At 71.6% G+C, this 16,880-nt stretch carries 17 protein-coding genes; 9 read left to right on the top strand and 8 right to left on the bottom strand.

The genetic code is table 11. The annotated features are described in order from the left end of the window. Positions 1–7: 7 nt before the first annotated feature. The 6 genes from OG293_RS40495 to OG293_RS40470 form a co-directional block, all read right to left on the bottom strand. Positions 8–406, bottom strand: a complete 399-nt coding sequence (locus tag OG293_RS40495) for a hypothetical protein (RefSeq protein WP_212728692.1) — start codon at positions 404–406, stop codon at positions 8–10. Between the two features lie 118 nt (positions 407–524). Next, positions 525–914, bottom strand: coding sequence for a hypothetical protein (locus OG293_RS40490; protein WP_331752180.1), 390 nt, complete (start codon positions 912–914; stop codon positions 525–527). Positions 915–956: 42 nt separating this feature from the next. Beyond that, on the bottom strand, positions 957–1,586 hold the full coding sequence (locus OG293_RS40485; protein ID WP_331752178.1) for a TetR/AcrR family transcriptional regulator: 630 nt from the start codon (positions 1,584–1,586) through the stop codon (positions 957–959). Between the two features lie 128 nt (positions 1,587–1,714). Further along, on the bottom strand, positions 1,715–2,116 hold the full coding sequence (locus tag OG293_RS40480; protein WP_406003901.1) for a hypothetical protein: 402 nt from the start codon (positions 2,114–2,116) through the stop codon (positions 1,715–1,717). A gap of 73 nt (positions 2,117–2,189) precedes the next feature. Beyond that, positions 2,190–2,651, bottom strand: coding sequence for a hypothetical protein (locus tag OG293_RS40475; protein WP_331752174.1), 462 nt, complete (start codon positions 2,649–2,651; stop codon positions 2,190–2,192). Between the two features lie 101 nt (positions 2,652–2,752). Beyond that, a complete protein-coding gene (locus OG293_RS40470; protein WP_331752172.1) occupies positions 2,753–3,808 on the bottom strand; it encodes a hypothetical protein in 1,056 nt (351 codons plus the stop codon). Between the two features lie 180 nt (positions 3,809–3,988). On the opposite strand from OG293_RS40470, the gene OG293_RS40465 reads away from it, so the two are divergent. The 7 genes from OG293_RS40465 to OG293_RS40435 all read left to right on the top strand — a co-directional run bounded on the left by OG293_RS40465 (position 3,989) and on the right by OG293_RS40435 (position 10,351). Beyond that, complete coding sequence (locus OG293_RS40465) at positions 3,989–4,966, top strand: transposase family protein (RefSeq protein WP_331752170.1); 978 nt, start codon at positions 3,989–3,991, stop codon at positions 4,964–4,966. A gap of 160 nt (positions 4,967–5,126) precedes the next feature. Further along, positions 5,127–5,642 (top strand): DUF4209 domain-containing protein, encoded by a 516-nt coding sequence (locus OG293_RS40460; protein WP_331752167.1) that lies wholly within the window; start codon positions 5,127–5,129, stop codon positions 5,640–5,642. A 262-nt stretch (positions 5,643–5,904) separates the two neighbouring features. After that, positions 5,905–6,357: a hypothetical protein gene (locus OG293_RS40455; RefSeq protein ID WP_331752165.1), complete on the top strand. Its 453-nt coding sequence runs from the start codon at positions 5,905–5,907 to the stop codon at positions 6,355–6,357. A gap of 305 nt (positions 6,358–6,662) precedes the next feature. Next, the gene (locus tag OG293_RS40450; protein WP_406003900.1) at positions 6,663–7,169 is read left to right on the top strand and encodes a DUF3592 domain-containing protein; all 507 of its coding nucleotides are present in this window, start codon (positions 6,663–6,665) and stop codon (positions 7,167–7,169) included. Positions 7,170–7,310: 141 nt separating this feature from the next. Further along, positions 7,311–9,230 (top strand): hypothetical protein, encoded by a 1,920-nt coding sequence (locus OG293_RS40445; protein ID WP_331752161.1) that lies wholly within the window; start codon positions 7,311–7,313, stop codon positions 9,228–9,230. Between the two features lie 194 nt (positions 9,231–9,424). After that, entirely contained in the window at positions 9,425–9,913 is a 489-nt protein-coding gene (locus OG293_RS40440; protein WP_331752159.1) for a hypothetical protein, read from the top strand. Between the two features lie 237 nt (positions 9,914–10,150). Further along, complete coding sequence (locus tag OG293_RS40435; protein WP_331752157.1) at positions 10,151–10,351, top strand: hypothetical protein; 201 nt, start codon at positions 10,151–10,153, stop codon at positions 10,349–10,351. A 61-nt stretch (positions 10,352–10,412) separates the two neighbouring features. On the opposite strand, the gene OG293_RS40430 is transcribed toward OG293_RS40435, so the two are convergent. Together OG293_RS40430 and OG293_RS40425 are read right to left on the bottom strand one after the other, a co-directional pair. After that, positions 10,413–10,805 (bottom strand): hypothetical protein, encoded by a 393-nt coding sequence (locus tag OG293_RS40430; RefSeq protein WP_406003899.1) that lies wholly within the window; start codon positions 10,803–10,805, stop codon positions 10,413–10,415. A gap of 64 nt (positions 10,806–10,869) precedes the next feature. Next, positions 10,870–11,502, bottom strand: a complete 633-nt coding sequence (locus OG293_RS40425) for a hypothetical protein (protein ID WP_331752153.1) — start codon at positions 11,500–11,502, stop codon at positions 10,870–10,872. Positions 11,503–11,770: 268 nt separating this feature from the next. Here OG293_RS40425 and OG293_RS40420 point away from each other — a divergent pair, with 268 nt between their 5' ends. After that, positions 11,771–15,643: an SNF2-related protein gene (locus tag OG293_RS40420; protein WP_406003898.1), complete on the top strand. Its 3,873-nt coding sequence runs from the start codon at positions 11,771–11,773 to the stop codon at positions 15,641–15,643. Next, positions 15,640–16,866 (top strand): hypothetical protein, encoded by a 1,227-nt coding sequence (locus OG293_RS40415; protein WP_331752150.1) that lies wholly within the window; start codon positions 15,640–15,642, stop codon positions 16,864–16,866. The genes OG293_RS40420 and OG293_RS40415 overlap by 4 nt, the downstream gene beginning before the upstream one ends. The last annotated feature ends 14 nt before the right edge of the window (positions 16,867–16,880 follow it).

Genomic DNA, 16,880 nt, shown 5'->3' with positions numbered 1-16,880 from the left:
GGCGGTGTCAGTGCTCGCGGATCGTCGCGGTCTCGGCGAGGGTCAGGACGTGCGCGGGGAGGGTCGGGCGGCCTTCGGTCATCGCCCGGTACATGCGGTGCACTCCGTCGATCAGCAGGCGAGCCGGGCCGCTGTCGAACTCCAGGGTGGCGATGATCACCGGCTGTTCGAGGTCGGTGCGCATGGCGTGCTCGGCGCTGAAGTGGGACTGGTCCGGGCCGAAGATCGGGCACCAGGAGGGGCCGTCGTAGTCCGGCCTGAGCAGGCTCAGGTGGTAGGCGGCCGACCAGTCGGCTACGGAGGTCTGCTCGGTGGGCCGGGGGTGCTCCTCCAGGAGGCGCATGGCCCGGTCGATGTCGAACACCCAGTTTCCGTACTTGAACATCTGGCGGGACGGGATGGTCACGGTTCCTCGCTGACGGGTCGGGGATCAGGGGATGGGAGGGGGCGGCCTGCGGTGGCTGACGGTCATGGGGGCCGGTCGTTCGCCGCCCCGGAGCGAGTCCGGGGCGGCGAGAGCCGTGTCAGCGCGGGCCGAGCGGGATGACCAGGACGCCGACGTGAGGCAGGTCCATCTCGGCCAGCAGCCGGGCGGCCCAGCCACCGGGGCTGTTTGAATCGCTCGGGTCCAGTCGTATGGCGCCCCGGTGGGGGCCGCGCGCGGGGGTGAGGTACACCGAGTTCTCCGGTGCGTTGCGCTCGAAGACGCTGACGGTGGCGTAGTCGAACCCTCCGAGGTTCGGGTACCGCTCGGCGACGGCCGCAGACATGGCGGTGACGAGTTCGGGGCTCGGCGAGGCGACCGAGAGGGGGAGGGGGGTGCGGCGCGGCCGGATGCGCAGAGCAAGGGCGCGGATCAGGACGCTGAGGACGCCGAGGCCGAAGCCGAGGGCGAGAGAGGCTGGCTGGATCAAGGTGGGCTCCCTGGGATTGCGGCTGGTGGCGGAGCGTGAGTTCTAGGCGTCGGCCGTGGTTACGGCGGCGTGGACGAGGCGGGCGAGCCCCCGGCGACGCTGGCGCTTGGTCAGCCCCTGGACGCTTCCGGCGTTCTCGTGTCCGGCGGCGGCGGTCAGGCCGGAAACGAGGGCGTGGACCAGTTCCTTGCCCTCGTCGTCGGGCGTGGTCGTCTGGGTGGTGGCCGCCGTCAGGGCACGGACGACGGGCCGGGTGGCCGCGAAGTACGCCTTGACGAAGCGGGGGTCCCGCTCGGCGGCGACGGCGGTCAGCACGCGCATGACCGGGAGGTGATCGCTCCAGCCGTCGAGTACTGCGTCGACGAGCCGGGCGGCGCCGGGCAGTCCGTCCGAGGACCAGGAACCGTCCTCGAAGGCGTCGAGCGCCGCGTTCGTCTCCGCGACCAGGAACCGGGACGCTTCGAGGACGACGCCCTCGACGTCGGGGAAGTACTGGTAGAACGTCGCGGGCGACGTGCCCACCGCCCGGGCGATGTCCAGCACCTTGATGTCGCGGTAGGACCGGGTGGCGAGGAGTTCGAGCGTCGCCTCCATCAGGTTCTGGCGGGTCCGAAGTCCGCGTTCGGTGGGTACGCGGCGGTCGGGGGTGCGGGTCACGACAGGGGTAGGCACAGTCGTCTCCTGAGCTGGAGGAAGGGAGGGGAGTGGTCCAGGTCTGGGGCGCCGGTGGACGCCGGACCCGACGTGCAATCACATTACACATTAGAACGCGAATACACAACACAGCGGGTGTGGGTGTCTCAGTCCCCGCCCTCGACCTGTGCTCGCGCGGCCTTGGCGGCCGCGTCCCCGGACTCGGCGCGGAAGGTGTCGATCCACCGGGTGAAGTCGGTCTCGTCGCCGTCCAGTTCGACAGCGGCAGCGGCGTGCTCGCCCGGAATGACACCGGCGACCAGCAGCGCGTCGGCTCGGTCGTACCGCAGACCGAAGACCGTGAACACCTCTCCCGTGCCGGGCGGCTCGACCTGCGCAGGGGGGCCGTCCGGGTCCAGGCCGAGGCCGGCGAACATCTCCTCCACGGCGCCGGCCAGCTCCGCAGCCTCCGGCCGGTGCCCGGGACCGGTCTCACGCAGGGAGCACCACACGCGGAACAGGGACGCGACGGCCGAGCCGCTCGTGGTGGCGGGGTCGAAGTGCAACATGACGGTCTCTCCCAAGACTTGAGGGGAAGGGCGTGCCGGGTGATCGCCCGGCACGGTGCGACAGGGGGAGTTGTCACACCTCGGGCTGCGGCGCCTTCGGGGCTCGGGCGGACATGCGGTGCGTAAGGGCATGCGCGCCGGCGAACGCCGCCCCTGCGCCAAGGGCCAGGTAGTCCGCTGCCCGTCCGCGCAGGACGAGTGCGTCACCATGGCCGAGCAGCAACACGGTGCAGACGGCGAAGGCTCCGGTCACCAGGGCGGCGTCCAGACCGGCCGCGGCAGCACCCCATGCCCAGCGGGCGTGAGCCGGGGCGGCTTTGCGCTCGTCCCGCCTGCGCAGGGCGGCGCAGGCCCGGTTCCGGGCGAGCCGGCGCGTTTCGACGACAAGGACAGCGAGGGGCACGACGAACAGCCACATGACGGGCTGCTCCAGGAGGACGCCGCAGCCGGCGAGCAGCGCGACCAGGCCGTAGACGGTGTGCAGCGGCTGGCAGCGGCGGTGCTGGTGCGTACGGGGGCGGAGGTCTTCGGACATGGCTCTCCTCGGTTGAAGACGATCGGGAGTTCGGCTTTGTGAATGGGCCACGGGGTGCTCTGGCCGGGCAGGCAGGGCCTGCCCGGCCAGAAGATGGACGACTACGCGTCTGCGGTGCGCTGGGACTTCGCCGAGGGGCGGACCCGGGCGCGGCGCAGCCGGTCGGACCACGGCGCGTCGGCGGGCCCCACGGGGTGCTCGGGGATGGTGATCTCGTAGTGCGGGCAGCTACCTTCCTTGGCCGTCTCCAGGGCGGCGTGCCGGTGGGGATTCGGGCACTGCTGGCGCTCGTGCTCGCCCCTCCAGTAGCGGACCGTCAGCGTGTGGCCGGATCCGCCCTCGCGGGGCTGGCTGGGCCGCTGCTCCTGGTAGCGCTCGCCCGCGTCCGGGTCGACCCACCAGTTCTCGACCTGGCCGGAGTCGTGGATGCCCCGCCGCCGTTCGGCCTCGCGCTTGCTGGGCTTGAGCTGGTGGACCTGGTGGGAGAGGACCCGCACCGTGGTCCGCTTGTGCTGGGTCAGCAGCTCCCACAGGGCGCGCACGTGGCGCGTCATCAGCTCCTGGCAGCCTTGGCGCGTCGAGCCGCTGCGGTACCGCTCGGGGTTGTCCGGGTCGCGCAGCCGGGCCTCCGGTTCCAGGGCCTCGCCGGGGCGCGCCATCAGGGTGTCGTACGGCGAGAACGGCAGCTTCAGCAGCGACTCGTCACACGTCAGCGGAGTGACCCATGTCCAGGGGACGTCATCGTGCGGGGGCTCCACCGGCTCCAGGTACTGGTCGGGCCGGAGAAGGAACCAGCCCTCTTCCGTCCGGGGCGACCAGGGGCCCCATACGTAGCCGACGATGCGTCGGCCGTTGGGAAGGTCCAGGGGGGTGTCGAGGAACAGCATCCCGCGCGAGGCGGGGAGGTGGGCAGGATCGAACGGGGTCGTGGCCTTGTCCGCCCGCCGCACCACGCGGCGTAGTGCCATCTGGGCGAGGGAGTCGCCGATCTGGAAGAGGCGGGCGGAGCGCGCTCGGTCGGCTTCCTGTCGCAGCTGCAAGGCGACGGCCGTTTCCAGACCGTCCGGGTGGCCGTAGGGCGCCAGTCGTTCAGCGTCCCGGCGGTACGCCTTCGCCTTCATCAGGGCGAAGTCGAGGCTCTGGGTGTGGGCATCCACGTACCGGCGGCGCCAGATGCGGATGCGGTGCTCGTCGGGGGCGCCCCAAGCGGCAGTGTCCGAGCCGGTGAGGGCCCCGCCCGGGACCGTGCCCGTCTCGGGGCGAAGCCCCAGTGCCCGGAACTGTGATCGCCCCGGTCGGGCCGTGACATGAGAAGGACCGCACGGGTTGGGTGAGTTGTGAAGCTGACCTGGGCCCGTGCGGTCTGTTCCCATCCTGCCCTGTCCGGTGTCTCCCGCGCACATTTCGGCGAGTTGTTCGCCGAACTCGCCAGGCCGTGGGAAGCGGCCCGCCAGTCCGCGTTGCGTGCGGCACGGGGTGGCCCGCGCCGGCGGGCGGAAGGGGCTGGGCGCAAGCCGAAGCTGGTCTTCTTCGAACGGTTGCTGGTCACCCTGGTCCATCTGCGCCACCAGTTGCCGCACGCGGTCCTCGCCGAACTCTTCGCCGTGGACCGCTCCACCGTCTCCGAGGCCATCCGTGAGGTCCGTCCGCTCCTCGCGGCCCGCGGGTTCGCCGTACCCGACCGGGCGGGACTGCGGCTGAAGACCCTGGAGGACGTCTTCGCCTATGCCGAGGCCGAGGGCGTCGAGCTGCGGATGGACGGGGCCGAGACCCAGGTCCGCCGCCCTCAGGCGGGACGCCCGGGCCGCCGGGCGTTCGTCTCCGGCAAGCGCAGGCAGAACACCATCAAGACCACCACGTTCAGCGACGGCCAGGGCCGCATGCTGCTGTCCGGCGCGGTCCGGCCGGGCCGCATGCACGATCAGACCGCCCTACGCACCGAGGGCATCGCCGAGCAGTTCCGGACCCGTCCCATGGTCAAGGCCCGGGTCGACTCCGGGTACCAGGGGCTGGCCAAGGAGTTCCCCGACCAGGTCAGCGCACCGCCGAAGAAGCCCGCGGACGAGGCGTGCGACGGCGACAAGTACGCCTGGCAGGAGGCCAGGCGCCGCCAGTCCTCGGCCCGGATCTGCGTCGAGCACACCAACGCCGAGCTCCGCCAGTGGGCGCCCCTGCGCCGGTTCACCGGACGGCGCGACACCTACGCCGAGACCCACCTCGCGATCGCCGGCCTCGTCTCCGACCGATCCGCCCAGCGGGCCACCCGCCGACAGGCGAGCACCGAGCTCGTCCTCGTCCGCGACGCTGCCTGCTGATCACCCCCCAGCCGAACCGCCAGGCCAGCACACCCAGATCTCAATTTCCCCCGAGGCCGTAAGTCAACGGTAAGCCGCTATCAACACCGCCGGACCTGTCCAGGTCACACCACCCGTCGACGCCGACGACAACCATGCCGTCGAACTGCAAGTTCTCGCGATGGACTTCCTCGGGCACCTCACCGCCGATCAGCTCGACCGCATCCACGAGCGCTTCGTACCCGACGAGGCCGAGCTGATCACCGCCCTGGCCCACGACCCTGTCTTGCCCGGGCCGCGCGCCCGGCCCCTCGCCTACGCCTTCCGGTACTTCTGGCTGGGGGAGTTCGACGCGGCGGCGTGCATCGCCCTGCCCCAGGTCGAGCAGATCCTCCGACAGTTCCTGCGTCCCCGAGTCCCGATCGTGTCCGTGGCCAAGGGGCAGACCCCCGGCACCGTCGACCAGCTGGGCGGACTCATCCGCCGCATGCCAGCCGCCGGCTGTCCCGCGGACTGGAGCCGCGCCCTGGAGCTTCTCCTCGTCGACCCCGACCGCGGCATGAACCTGCGCAATAACGTGTGCCACGGCTTGATCGACACCCCGCCCAAGCACCGCGTCGCGCTCATCCTCCAGGCGGCGCTGTACCTGCTCAGCTACGCCCACGGACATCGAACTCTCGCCCCTCCCGCCCTCTGAGACCAGCAGAGCCCAAAGGGGCAGTGGGATGACACCGCCTTCGCCGACGAGCCGATGTCGGGCGCCGTGACCGATCAGCAAGTGGCCACCGCTGACTGCAACACCGGCGTCTGCGTCCTTGCGAACTGCGGGCCCTGACACGGAACAGTGCGGTACGGCGATTACCCGACGCCCCTCGGGCGGTGTCCTCCCGCGCGGCGCGATGATCTACGGTCTTCTATTGCATCAGCACCGATCAGTTCAGCAACGGGGAAGTACGCACATGCGCAAAACAGCAACCCTCGCCCTCAGTCTGCTCGCGGCGGCCGCACTGGTGACCGGGTGCGGCAGTGAGAAGAAGGACGCCGGCCCGGGCGAGGCCTCACCGAGCGCCTCGGCGAGCGGCGAGGCGAAGGGCTCGTCCTCAGGGAAGAAGGGCGTTCCGCATCAGGTGGTCTTCGAGGTGGGCGGCACAGGTGCGGCCCAGGTCATGTGGATCGGAAACACCAACCACTTCGAGCAGGTGACGCTGCCCTGGACGAAGACCGAGTCCATGCAACTGGAGGGCGCCGAGCTGAAAGTTGGCGTCACGGTGTCGGTGGTGCCCGGCTCGGTCAAGGGCCCGGACGGGATGCTCAAGCCAGCCCCGTGCACGATCAAGGTCGACGACAAGCAGGTCGCTGACAATCAAGACGGCAAGTCGTCCAAGCCCTGCGAATACAAGATCAAGGACTGACAGCCCGGCCCCCTTACACGCGCCGTTCCGACAAAGCGTTTACGTGTGCTCCGCCGCACCGCGGGCGTGTCCCCGCCCGCGGTGCGCTGACGCTCCGGCCCCCGGCCCCGGCGCTCGAGCATGCGGGGTTGGAGGACGATGCGCGGCACGACGGTCGCCGGCCGGAACCGGCTGAGGGAGGCCATCGGCAGCGGAGGCGGGGGCAGGCGCGCCAGAGACCTCCACGGGTCCACAAGATCGCGCCGACGGACCGCGGGACGTCCAGCAGGCGTATGCTGTAGCCCCTCTGACCTGCGGCAAAGACCATGCTCATGCTCCCGCGAGGCAGCAGAGGCGGGCACACCTGCCCCAGCAACCAATGCCGTCGCTCACGCGTCGGACACCACATGGAACGCGAATGGCTCCTCTCGCTCATACCGTTGCTGATCGGCGTGAGTTTCCTCTGTGCTGGCGTGTATGGACTCCGCCGCGCCAGCGCGCTTTGCCGCACCGGAATCACTGCGGTCGGGCGAGTCGTGCGTCACGACACCAGGCGTGACGACGACGGAGCCAAGTACCACCACCCCGTCGTGGCCTGGACGACCCGGGACGGGCGCGAGTGCATGTACCCCTCCATGTTCGGCCGCGGCACAGTTCTCCACGGCTTCGGCATCGGCAACTCCGCCACGGTCCTCTACGACGAGGAGAATCCCCGCCGTTTCGAGATCCGAGGCTGGGATTCCAAGTCGTTCTACCTGGTGTTCACCCTGGTGGGGGCGGTGCTCACAGCAGGCACGTTGTTGGTTCTCCTTGCCGTGCTGATAACACGCTGAGCACCGTGGGATTCCTCGGGAACCCAGCGCTCCGGGCGTAAGCGGGCACCGGTGCAGAAAACTCGTCGGCTCCTGCTGTCACACCGCGCACCTCCCACACACCTGTAGCAGGTGACAGCGGATCTCACGCGGGAGTTGCTCGTGACCCAAATCCTGACCCCGTACACGCCCCGGCAGCAGTGGGGCCTTCGCACGACCGATACGGATCTTGCCCCGGTCGCCCTGCGCCAGATGGCCACGGGTGAGTCCGAGGAGACCGCCCGAGCCGAGCTCACGGACCTCGAGCACCTCATCCCGATGCCCACGCCCGGACAGGCCCGCGGCGAGGCACGGGTCTTCCAGGCGCCCATCGCCGCCTACGGCCGCCACCGCCCCACACTCACCGGCGGCCCGTTCGGCATCCGCAGTCTCACCCCCCGCACCGACGAACTGGTGGTGAGGATCGCGCCCTCCCAGCTGGACCGGTGGATCGACGCCCTCGCCTACCGGCAGGGCGGGGCGGGCGTCGCAGGACTGCGCTGGGCCGGCCGGCGAGACGGGATCATCCTGACCTTGCCCGGAACGAAGATGCTCCTCGCCGAAATCAGCGAGAGCGACTGGCGTGCTGCCCTCGGACGCCGGACCGCCGACCAGAGCAGCCTCATGCCGCACTGGATCCCCCAGCTCCCCGGCGAGGCCGAGCACACCGCCACCGAGGACGCCGAACTCGCCGGCGCCTGCGACCACCTCTGCGCCACCTTGCGCCGGATCCGGCTCGTCGACGCCCTCACCCGCGGGAGCGGTCACGTCCACCTGTTCACCACCCGCCACCAGGGCGACCTCCACCTGATCGAGGCGTGCGAGGCCACCCCCACCGTCCTGCCGTTGTGGACCTCTCGGTCCCTGCCCCTGGCGCTGTGGCCCGCCGGCCCGATACCCGCCCCGGGCCCGAGGGACCCGCGCACTGCTGTGCTCGACCTCCTCACCGAGATCGAACCCGCCCACGCCCCCTCCAGCGCCGCCGACCACCGCGCCGCCCGCGCCCTGTGCCACCTCACCGGCCTGAGCACCGCCCCCGTCCTTGTCCAGGCCGCCGAGCACGTTCTCGACGTCGCCACCCACGTCCTCGCCGACCCCGCCCACGCCAGCGTCTACGCCTCCGGTGGCTGGGCAGGCAGCTGCCGCACGTATCCCCAAGGCACCGTCCACGGCACCGACCCCTGCCTCCCGCCCGGCGCCGAGAAAGTCACCGACCTCCCCGAGGACGCACTCCAGCGCCTCGGCAGGCACTTCTCCAGCCGATCCTCCGACACTTCGCGCACCGACCTCGTCAACGCCGGCCAGGAAGAACTCGTCCACCTGCTCGACTGGCCGCTCGCCGCCGCGACCCGCCCCACCAGGCGTCTGGACTGGAACCCCAATGAGGCCGACGGCACGCTTCAGCACAGGCAGCAGCTGCCCGACCGCGACGGCACCCTGACCCTGACCGCCAGCACCACCGGCGTCTACCGCGTCAGCCTGGAAGCACTCGGCCTGAGCGACCTCGCCGACGAGAACGACACCATGGAATGGGAACGCGAGGCCGCCCCCTCGCAGAGCGCCGCCGTCCTGCTGGCCGAACACGCCGCGATCGAGGCGGCGGTCTGCCTGCCCTTCCAGCGCGAGCACCGCAAGCAGCGCCTCCTGCTGCCCAGTACGGTGTCGGCCGCGGTCGAGCCCACGATCCGGTCCGTCATCCCGGAGCCGATCACGTCCTGGGGTTCTTCACCCTCGCCAGCGTCCTCGGCCGCCTCCACGACCGCGTCGGCCTCACCCAGGGAGCAACCGACGGCCACTGGCGCACCGATCCTCACTCCGACACCCCGCGCGACCACCCGGCCACCCTCACCGCTGTCATCAGCGACTGGTTCGAGCTCCCCTCACCCCACCACGGCGAAGCCGCCAACACCGCCGCGGTCGACAGCCCCACCTACCTCCGCCACCTCGCCGCCCACCGCGCAGCGCTCGACCCGTTCGTCACCCGCTACCTCACCGCAGCCGACAGCCTCACCGGCGCGCGCACTGTCGAAGAGCGCCACGTAGCCGGCTTCGCAGCCCTGCGCACCACCGACCTTTCCGCCCTGGCCTGCGCGGAGGTTCGCCCCGTCCGTGAAGGACTTCTCCGTCTGGTCAGGTCCATGCCGCAGGACCCCGGCCAGCTGACCGCCTGGTACGAGATGCACCTCGACCAGCAGGCCTGAGACCCGAACGACCCCTGGAAGAAGGAGAACCGCACGATGAGTGGTCCACTGCCAGACGCCACACCGTTCATAGGTCCCATCGGGCGCGGAAAGGCGCTGTTGCCGGCCGGCGCCGACGCCGACCAGCTGGCGGCCGTGCTGAGGCGCGCCCTGCACACCGTCGAATGCCGTGAGCTTGGGCCAGCAGCCGCCAAGCAGCAGTTCGGACTGTTCGCGGACACCATGGAAGGTCGTGTGATCGTGTCCATGGACGAGAGCGAGCTCCTAGCGCGTTATCCCGGCCACGAGGAGCTCCAACGACTGACGCGCGCGGTCCGTGAGCGAGGACCGGCCGTGGACGTCGTCTTTGTGGCGCCCCAGCGTTCCATTCTGCTCATGGACGAGATGGCCCACGTCCTCGGCAAGAACGCCGAGTCGACCTCCGGTGCGCAGCTGGCCGGGCCAAGTTGGCTGTACGAGCTGCGTCGGCCGCTGCCGGTCTCCCTGTACCGGAGTGCTGCCTGTAGGGCGTCGGACGGGCGATGAGGGCACGGGCCACGGGCGCGGCAGCACTGCATGAGAAGGCGCAACGGCGAGCGTGACCGTGCGCGTCCGCATCAGGGCGGCGAGCCGCCTTGCCGATCAGGAGCGAGAGAGGCCTGACCTGCGGGAGCGGCCCGGGAAATCTCCTCGGGCCGCAGTTTCGAATCCAGATACGCTTTCGCAGCCGGCCCCTGTGCCGGCTTTCAACCGGGCATGGCTCGGACGAATCAGGGGGAGCAGATGACCACCATGAAGACATCACGCACGGCAGCACCCGTGCCCGCCCACATGTCGGGCGAGCCCGTCGTCCTGTTCAGCGACGAGGCATCCGCCGTGATGACGCCCGTGCCCGGCCGGGCCCAGCGCCTGCCGCGGCCGTTGGACACTTTGACGTGGCAGGAGCCCCCCGCGCTGGAGAGCGCTGACGACGACTCGCAGTGACCGCAACGCGGGTAGGGCTCGGTGCTGTGGATCTCCACAACACCGAGCCACGGAGGCCGGGTCACTCGGCCCGGGTGCTCCAGCCGATGAAGAGCCAGCTCGGCTCGGGTCCGGCGGCATCGAGCAGCAGCGCTCCAGCGCCGCCGGAGCGGACGCATGGGGCGTCGTCCTCGATCAGGCGGTCCGCCAGCCATTCGGCGTCGTCCTCGTTCAGAGGCTCTCCGTCGGAGGGCGACGACGGGAGGAGGATGGAGGCGTTGAAGTAGCCCGCTGCGACGGCGTGCAGCGCGGCGCGTTCGCGTACGGCGGTCACACGGTTCACCGTCGTCAGGTCCGCGCGGGGCGAGAAGGGGTCGACCGGGAGTTCTCGGTCTTTGGCGGCGTACGTGGCAAAGGCGCTCTCGGGCGTGGCGCCGCTGGCGATGAAGCGGAACAGCATGGGGAACTGATGCATGGCACTCCTTGAATGGGGCCCGGCCGTCGGGAGGCGCAGCCCGTCGGCCGGGGCGGGGAGGTGGTCAGGCGGGCTGGCCAGGGAGAACCTGTTCGCCGTTGCGCATGGCGTGCATGATTCGGGCCAGAGCGACGGAGATGGTTCCTTCCGGCCCCGCCGCGTGGTCCGGCAAACCGGCGACCCGCACGTCCGCCTCTCCACCCCGGTGGCGCTTCACGTGGAAGGTGCGCTGGTTGAGATCGACGGCGTGCACGATCCGGACTTCCCGGCGGTTGGGCAGCAGATGGTTCACCCGCATGCCCATCTTCCGAAGTCGCTCCACCTCTGGGGGCAGAGCGACTGTCGTGTCGCGCATCCAGCCTTCGAACATGAACCCGACCGCGCAGACGGGCGCCTGAGCCGCGTCAGCGGGCAGGAGGATGTCCGGGACGGGGGGCAGCGAGCGGCTCAGCCCACTCAAGGCGTCGGCGGGGTTGACGCCGTCGGGGGTCCAGATGGCCTCGGGATACAGGGCCGTCTCCACCCGCTCGCCCGGCAGCAGACGCAGCGTGAAGAGGTGGGAGGGACGGTTCCACCCCTCCCGTTCGCCCCACTGGGCCTCGATCGCCACGACAGCGGCGGCGATGGTGTTGGCGTGTGGATCGTCCGCCGAAACGATGGGGGCGGAGAAGGTGAAGTCGCGGAGCTTCCTGGACATGACAAACGCGCCTTTCCGTGCAGCCGTAAGCGAGTGCGACCGCACTGATGCGGTCGGACGAAGAAGGGGGAGAGTCGGGACGTCCGGCTCGATGCGACCAAGGTACATATTGAAAACAGATTACGCAACAATTGGTGGGTGTCTGGTCTCCGCAGCCCCCGGACGGCCGGGGACGGGCTGCCTGTCGTGTGTGTATGGCACCGCTGACGCACCCGCAGGTGACAATGGGAGCGGTCTCGACGGCGTCCGGTTACTGGGGGAGTGCTCTTTGTCCATTGACCGCCTGCAGCCCATCAGCCCCGCAGCGCTGGCCGCTCGTACGTCCGGACCCGGTATCCCCGCCTCACGCACCGCACGCCACATCGCCAGCGGCTCCATGGAGTCGATGAGTACCGACGCCTTCCGCTCAGCGCTGCAGCGTGCCATTGCGCGCGATGCCGCGCCGGCCGTGGCCGCGGCGGTGGCCGCGGAAGCGGCGCGCTGGCTCGCTCACAGCCGGCTGGAGGTACCCGACCTGCGGGTGCTGCTGCTGGAGGCTCTGGGGGCGGAGGTCTGGGAGACGGTTCGCGGGGCGGCGCTCAGCACGGTCACCGCCAGCCCGGAACTGGCGCCGAGCATCATCTCCATGCACGCCCAGGTGCTGCGTCTGCCGGCGGCGACGGTCCGCGAGGACCAGGACGCCGGAAGCCAGGACGGCTTCCTCGCTCAGGCCTCGCTCGCCCTCGATGGCCGGCAGGTCAGCGGCAGCATCCAGCGGTCCCGGACCCGCAAGGGCGCCCGGCAGCAGGCCATGACCACGCTCATCGCCGCGATCGCCGGTCTGCCCGACCCGCTCGCCGACCGTGCCGTCGCGGCATGGGGCGCCCCGGCCGGGTCCGCGGCACCGCCCCCGGCGCCCGGCACCAGCCCTGCTCCCGCTCAGGGCCGCAACCCCATCTCGGTCCTCCACGAGTTCGCCCAGGCCGGGCACACCAAGAAGCCGGACTTCCGCGTCACCGGCGCCGCTTCCGCCTTCACCGCGACGGTCACCGCTGCGCACCGCGGGCAGAAACTCACCGCCACGGGGGAGGGAACAACCAAGCAGAGCGCCCGCACGGCCGCCGCCGCCAACCTCCTGGAGCTCATCCAGCAGGCCCTCGCCGCCGACCTCGCCCCCACCCCCGAGCCTCCGGCCGCCCCCGCCACGCCCCCGGCGCTCCTCCCGCCGAGCGGCCTCGCCCACACACAGGAACCGCCACCCGCCCTCCCCGCGGATGCGGCCGAGCTGTTCCGCGCACACCGCATCCTCGAGCAGACGCTCACCGACGGCGCGGCCCTCACCCTGCTGCCCGCACGCCACCCCGCCCACAGCACCTGGATGGTCTTCCGGCCCGACGGGGCACCGCTCCCGGACCTCGAAACCCTGCCGGCACCCCTGCAGCCGGTCACCCGCGACCTCGTCCTGGCCGGAGCCGGCGGCATCATGCCGCGCCGAGCCACCGTGACCGGCATGGCCGTCCCGCTCCGACTCGCCCTCCCCCTGCTCCTCGACCCGCGCGAGAGGGAACACGCATCCGTCACCGGCTGGCGCCACCCGCTGCGCCTGGCCCTGACGTGCGTGGCCCAGCAGCGCGTCCACCCCGCCCTGACCGACCAGGGCCACGGCTGCTGGCGGATCGGGCCCATCACCGAAGCGCTGCGCACCGCCGTCACCGAAGCCGCCGCCCTGATGGCCCCCGAAGGACACTGCCTCCTCGCCGGCACCAACCCCATCCGCGTCACGTCCCCCGAACACGCGGTGTGGCCGCTGCTCGACGCCGTCGCCGACACCCTGCTCCGCACCCCCGCCGCCGCCTCGCTCCTGGGCACCGGCCCCCACACCGGCACCGCCGGCCATGACGCGGAGCCGACACCCGAGCTGTGGAGGTGGGCGGACGCGATCGAGGACACCGTCGACCCGCATCCCACCCCGCACCTGGTGCTGCGCATCAAGGAACCCGACACCACCGGCTCCGTCCCGTCCGCACCGGCCGTCCTGCACTTGGCCGCCCCCGGCCAGGACGAGACCGTCGCGGCCATCACCGTCTGGGACGGCCAGCACCACCAGGGCGAGCTCACCCCCGCAGCACTGCCGGCCGTACGCCGCGCGCTGCGCCGCGCCGCCCGCCACTACCCGCCCCTGGCCCCCCTCGCCGCCCAGGAACGCCCCCACCGCATCTGCCTGACCGCCGAGGACCTGGCCCGCCTCCACGACCACGCCACCGCCCCGCTCGCCGAGGCCGGCCTCACCGTCCACTGGCCCCCGGCCCTCCTCGGAGCCCTCACCGCCACCGCCGTCATCGGCAACCACGACCCCGACGAAGGCGAGTCCCCCACGGGCAGCGGCTACCTCGCCCTGCAGCGGCTGGTGGACTGCCGCTGGCACATCAACCTCGACGGCGACCCGCTGACCGAACAGGAGATGACCGCGCTGGCCGACGCCGCCTGGCCGCTGATCCGGCTGCGCGGACGCTGGCTCCTCGTCGACGCCGCCACCGCCCGCCGCGCCCGCGCCCGCGACCTCGCGCCCCTGCCGTCGCTCGACGCGCTGACCGCCGCCCTGTCCGGCACCCTCACCCTCGACGGCGAAGCCCTCGAAGCACGGCCCGCCGGCGCACTGGCCACCCTCGTCGGCACGCTGCGCCAGGCCCCGGCCGATCCCCGCCCCGTCCCGCCCCCGGCCGCCCTGAAAGCGACGCTGCGCCACTACCAGCAGCATGCCCTGACCTGGCTCGCGACCATGGTCGACCTCGGCTTCGGCGCCTTGCTCGCCGACGACATGGGGCTCGGCAAGACCCTGACGACCATCGCCCTGCACCTGAACCGCACCGAGACCCTCGGCGGCACCGCCGGCCCGACGCTGGTGGTCTGCCCCGCCTCCCTCATCGCGAACTGGGAGCGGGAGATCGCCCGCTTCGCGCCCTCCACCACGGTCGTGCGCTACCACGGCGCGGGCCGGACCCTCGACCGTGACGCCCTCGATCCCGACACCGTCGTCATCACCACCTACGGCACCGTCCGCCGCGACACCGCGGCCCTCGCCGCCGCCGCGTGGGGCCTGGTCGTCGCCGACGAAGCCCAGCACATCAAGAACCCCACCTCGGCCACCGCCAAAGCGCTGCGCGCCGTGCCCGCCCACAGCCGGATCGCGGTCACCGGCACCCCGGCGGAGAACAACATCACCGAGCTGTGGGCCATCCTCGACTGGACCAACCCCTCGCTCTTCGGCACCCGCAAGGCCTTCCGCACCCGCTACGGCGCCGTCGAGAAGGACTCCTCCTCACCCGCCGCAGCCCAGCTCGCCCGGCTCATCGGCCCGTTCATGCTGCGCCGGCGCAAGTCGGATCCAGGCATCGCGCCCGAGCTGCCGGGCAAGATCCACCACCACCGCATCGTCGCCCTCACCGACGAGCAGATCGGCCTGTACGAGGCGTCCGTCCGCGACACCATGGACAAGATCGCCACCAGCACCGGAATCCAGCGCCGCGGCCTGGTCCTCAAGCTGCTCCAGGCCCTGCGCCAGATCTGCAACACCCCCAGCCTGTATCTCAAGGAGCCGCTGGACGACGCCGACCCGGCCGGCCTCTCCCTCCGCTCGGGCAAGCTGGCAGCCCTGGACGACCTCATGCCCACCCTGGCCGAGCGCGGCGAAGCCTCCCTGATCTTCACTGGGTATGTACAGATGGGCCGGATCCTCGAGCACCACCTCCGCGCCCGCGGCCGCTCCGTCCGCTTCCTCCACGGCGGGACGCCCCCAGCGCGCCGCCAGGACCTCGTCGACGCCTTCCAGAACGACCCGGACCCCGCGCCGGTGTTCATCCTGTCCGTCAAGGCCGCCGGCACCGGACTGACCCTCACCCGGGCCGAGCACGTCGTTCACTACGACCGGCCCTGGAACCCGGCCGTCGAAGACCAGGCGACCGACCGCGCCCACCGCATCGGCCAGCGCCGCACCGTCCAGGTCCACCACCTGATCACCGAGGGCACCGTGGAAGACCACATCAACGACCTCCTCGCCCGCAAACGCGCCCTTACCGACGCGGTCCTCACCTCCGGCGAGAGCGCCCTCGCCGACCTCGACGACACCGAACTCAACGCGCTCGTCGCCCTGGGGACCCGATGACCGGCTCCGGCAACACCCGCAACATGGCCCCCCTCGTCGCCGCCTGGAAACAAGCCTTCCACCTGGCGACCAACGGCTCCGGCTCCTACGGCAAGGGCCTCAACCTCCACCGCAACGGCGCCGTCGCCCAGATTCACGCACAGCCCGGCCGCCTGGCCGCCGCCGTCACCGCGAAGAAGGCCACCCACCAAGCCGCCCTGCTCCTGCCCGAACTCACCAAGACCCAGTGGGACACCCTCGCCGGGCGCCTCGCCGACAACCCCCAGGCCGTCGCCGACCTCCTCGCCAACCGGGTCCCCGCCGCCATCGCCGACCCCGGCCACGCCCGCGGCATCGCCATCGTCCCCGGAGCCGAAGAGATCACCTTCTCCTGCTCCTGCCCCACCGGCCACGCCGGCCGCGTGTGCGACCACAGCGCCGCCCTCGGCCACGCCGTCACCGACCGCCTCGCCGTCACGGCCTCCATCCTGCTCGGCGCCCGCGGCATGTCCGCCCGCACCCTCGCCGTCCTCGTCCGCGACCTCGTAGCCGACACCGACCCCGGCACCCTCCCAGCAGACGCCGACGGAACCGTCCGCGCCGACCAGCTCTACTCCCTGGCAGCCCACCGGCCGCCACACTCCCCGCCCGACCTCGACCTCGATCCCATCGTCCCGGTCACCACCACCCTCCACGACCCGCCCATCCCCGGGCCCCGCGCCCAAGACCTGGCCTGGATGACCCAGGACGCCGCCAACCGCGCCCGAGCCCTCCTGTCCGCAACCTGGGCCCCACCCCACGACGACCTCGCCGACACCGTGCGAATCCTCGCCAGCCCCCACGGCGTCGACCGGCTACCCACCGCCGCCGACGCCACCGGCCTCACCGAAACCACACTGCGCGCCATGATGATCGGCTACCGCCACGGCGGCCCAGCCGGCGCCCACGCCACCCTTGCCGCAGCCCCGGTCTCACCGAGCACGGTGGAACAGGCCGCAGAGGCCATCCGTGCCTCCCGCGCCGTCGCCCTCGGCGTCATCGACATCGACGAGGGGACGGTCACCGACTCGACTGCCGGCGTCCAGATCCGCTCCGGTCCCGACGGCCGCTGGTTCCCCTTCACCCTCTACCGGGCAGGGTTGCGGACCGAAGAGTGGCGCCCGGCGCCCGGAGCCTCCGACGACCCAGCCGAGGCGTACCGAGCTGCGCGACGAGCCCGCGCCGCCCGACCGGCCAGGAGATGACTCGCCAGGCTCCG

Origin of the sequence: Streptomyces sp. NBC_00829, assembly GCF_045161795.1 — a bacterium.
Taxonomy (GTDB): Bacteria; Actinomycetota; Actinomycetes; order Streptomycetales; family Streptomycetaceae; genus Streptomyces.
The sequence above is the reverse complement of the archived record's forward strand: the minus strand, read 5'-3'. Positions and strand labels throughout refer to the sequence as shown.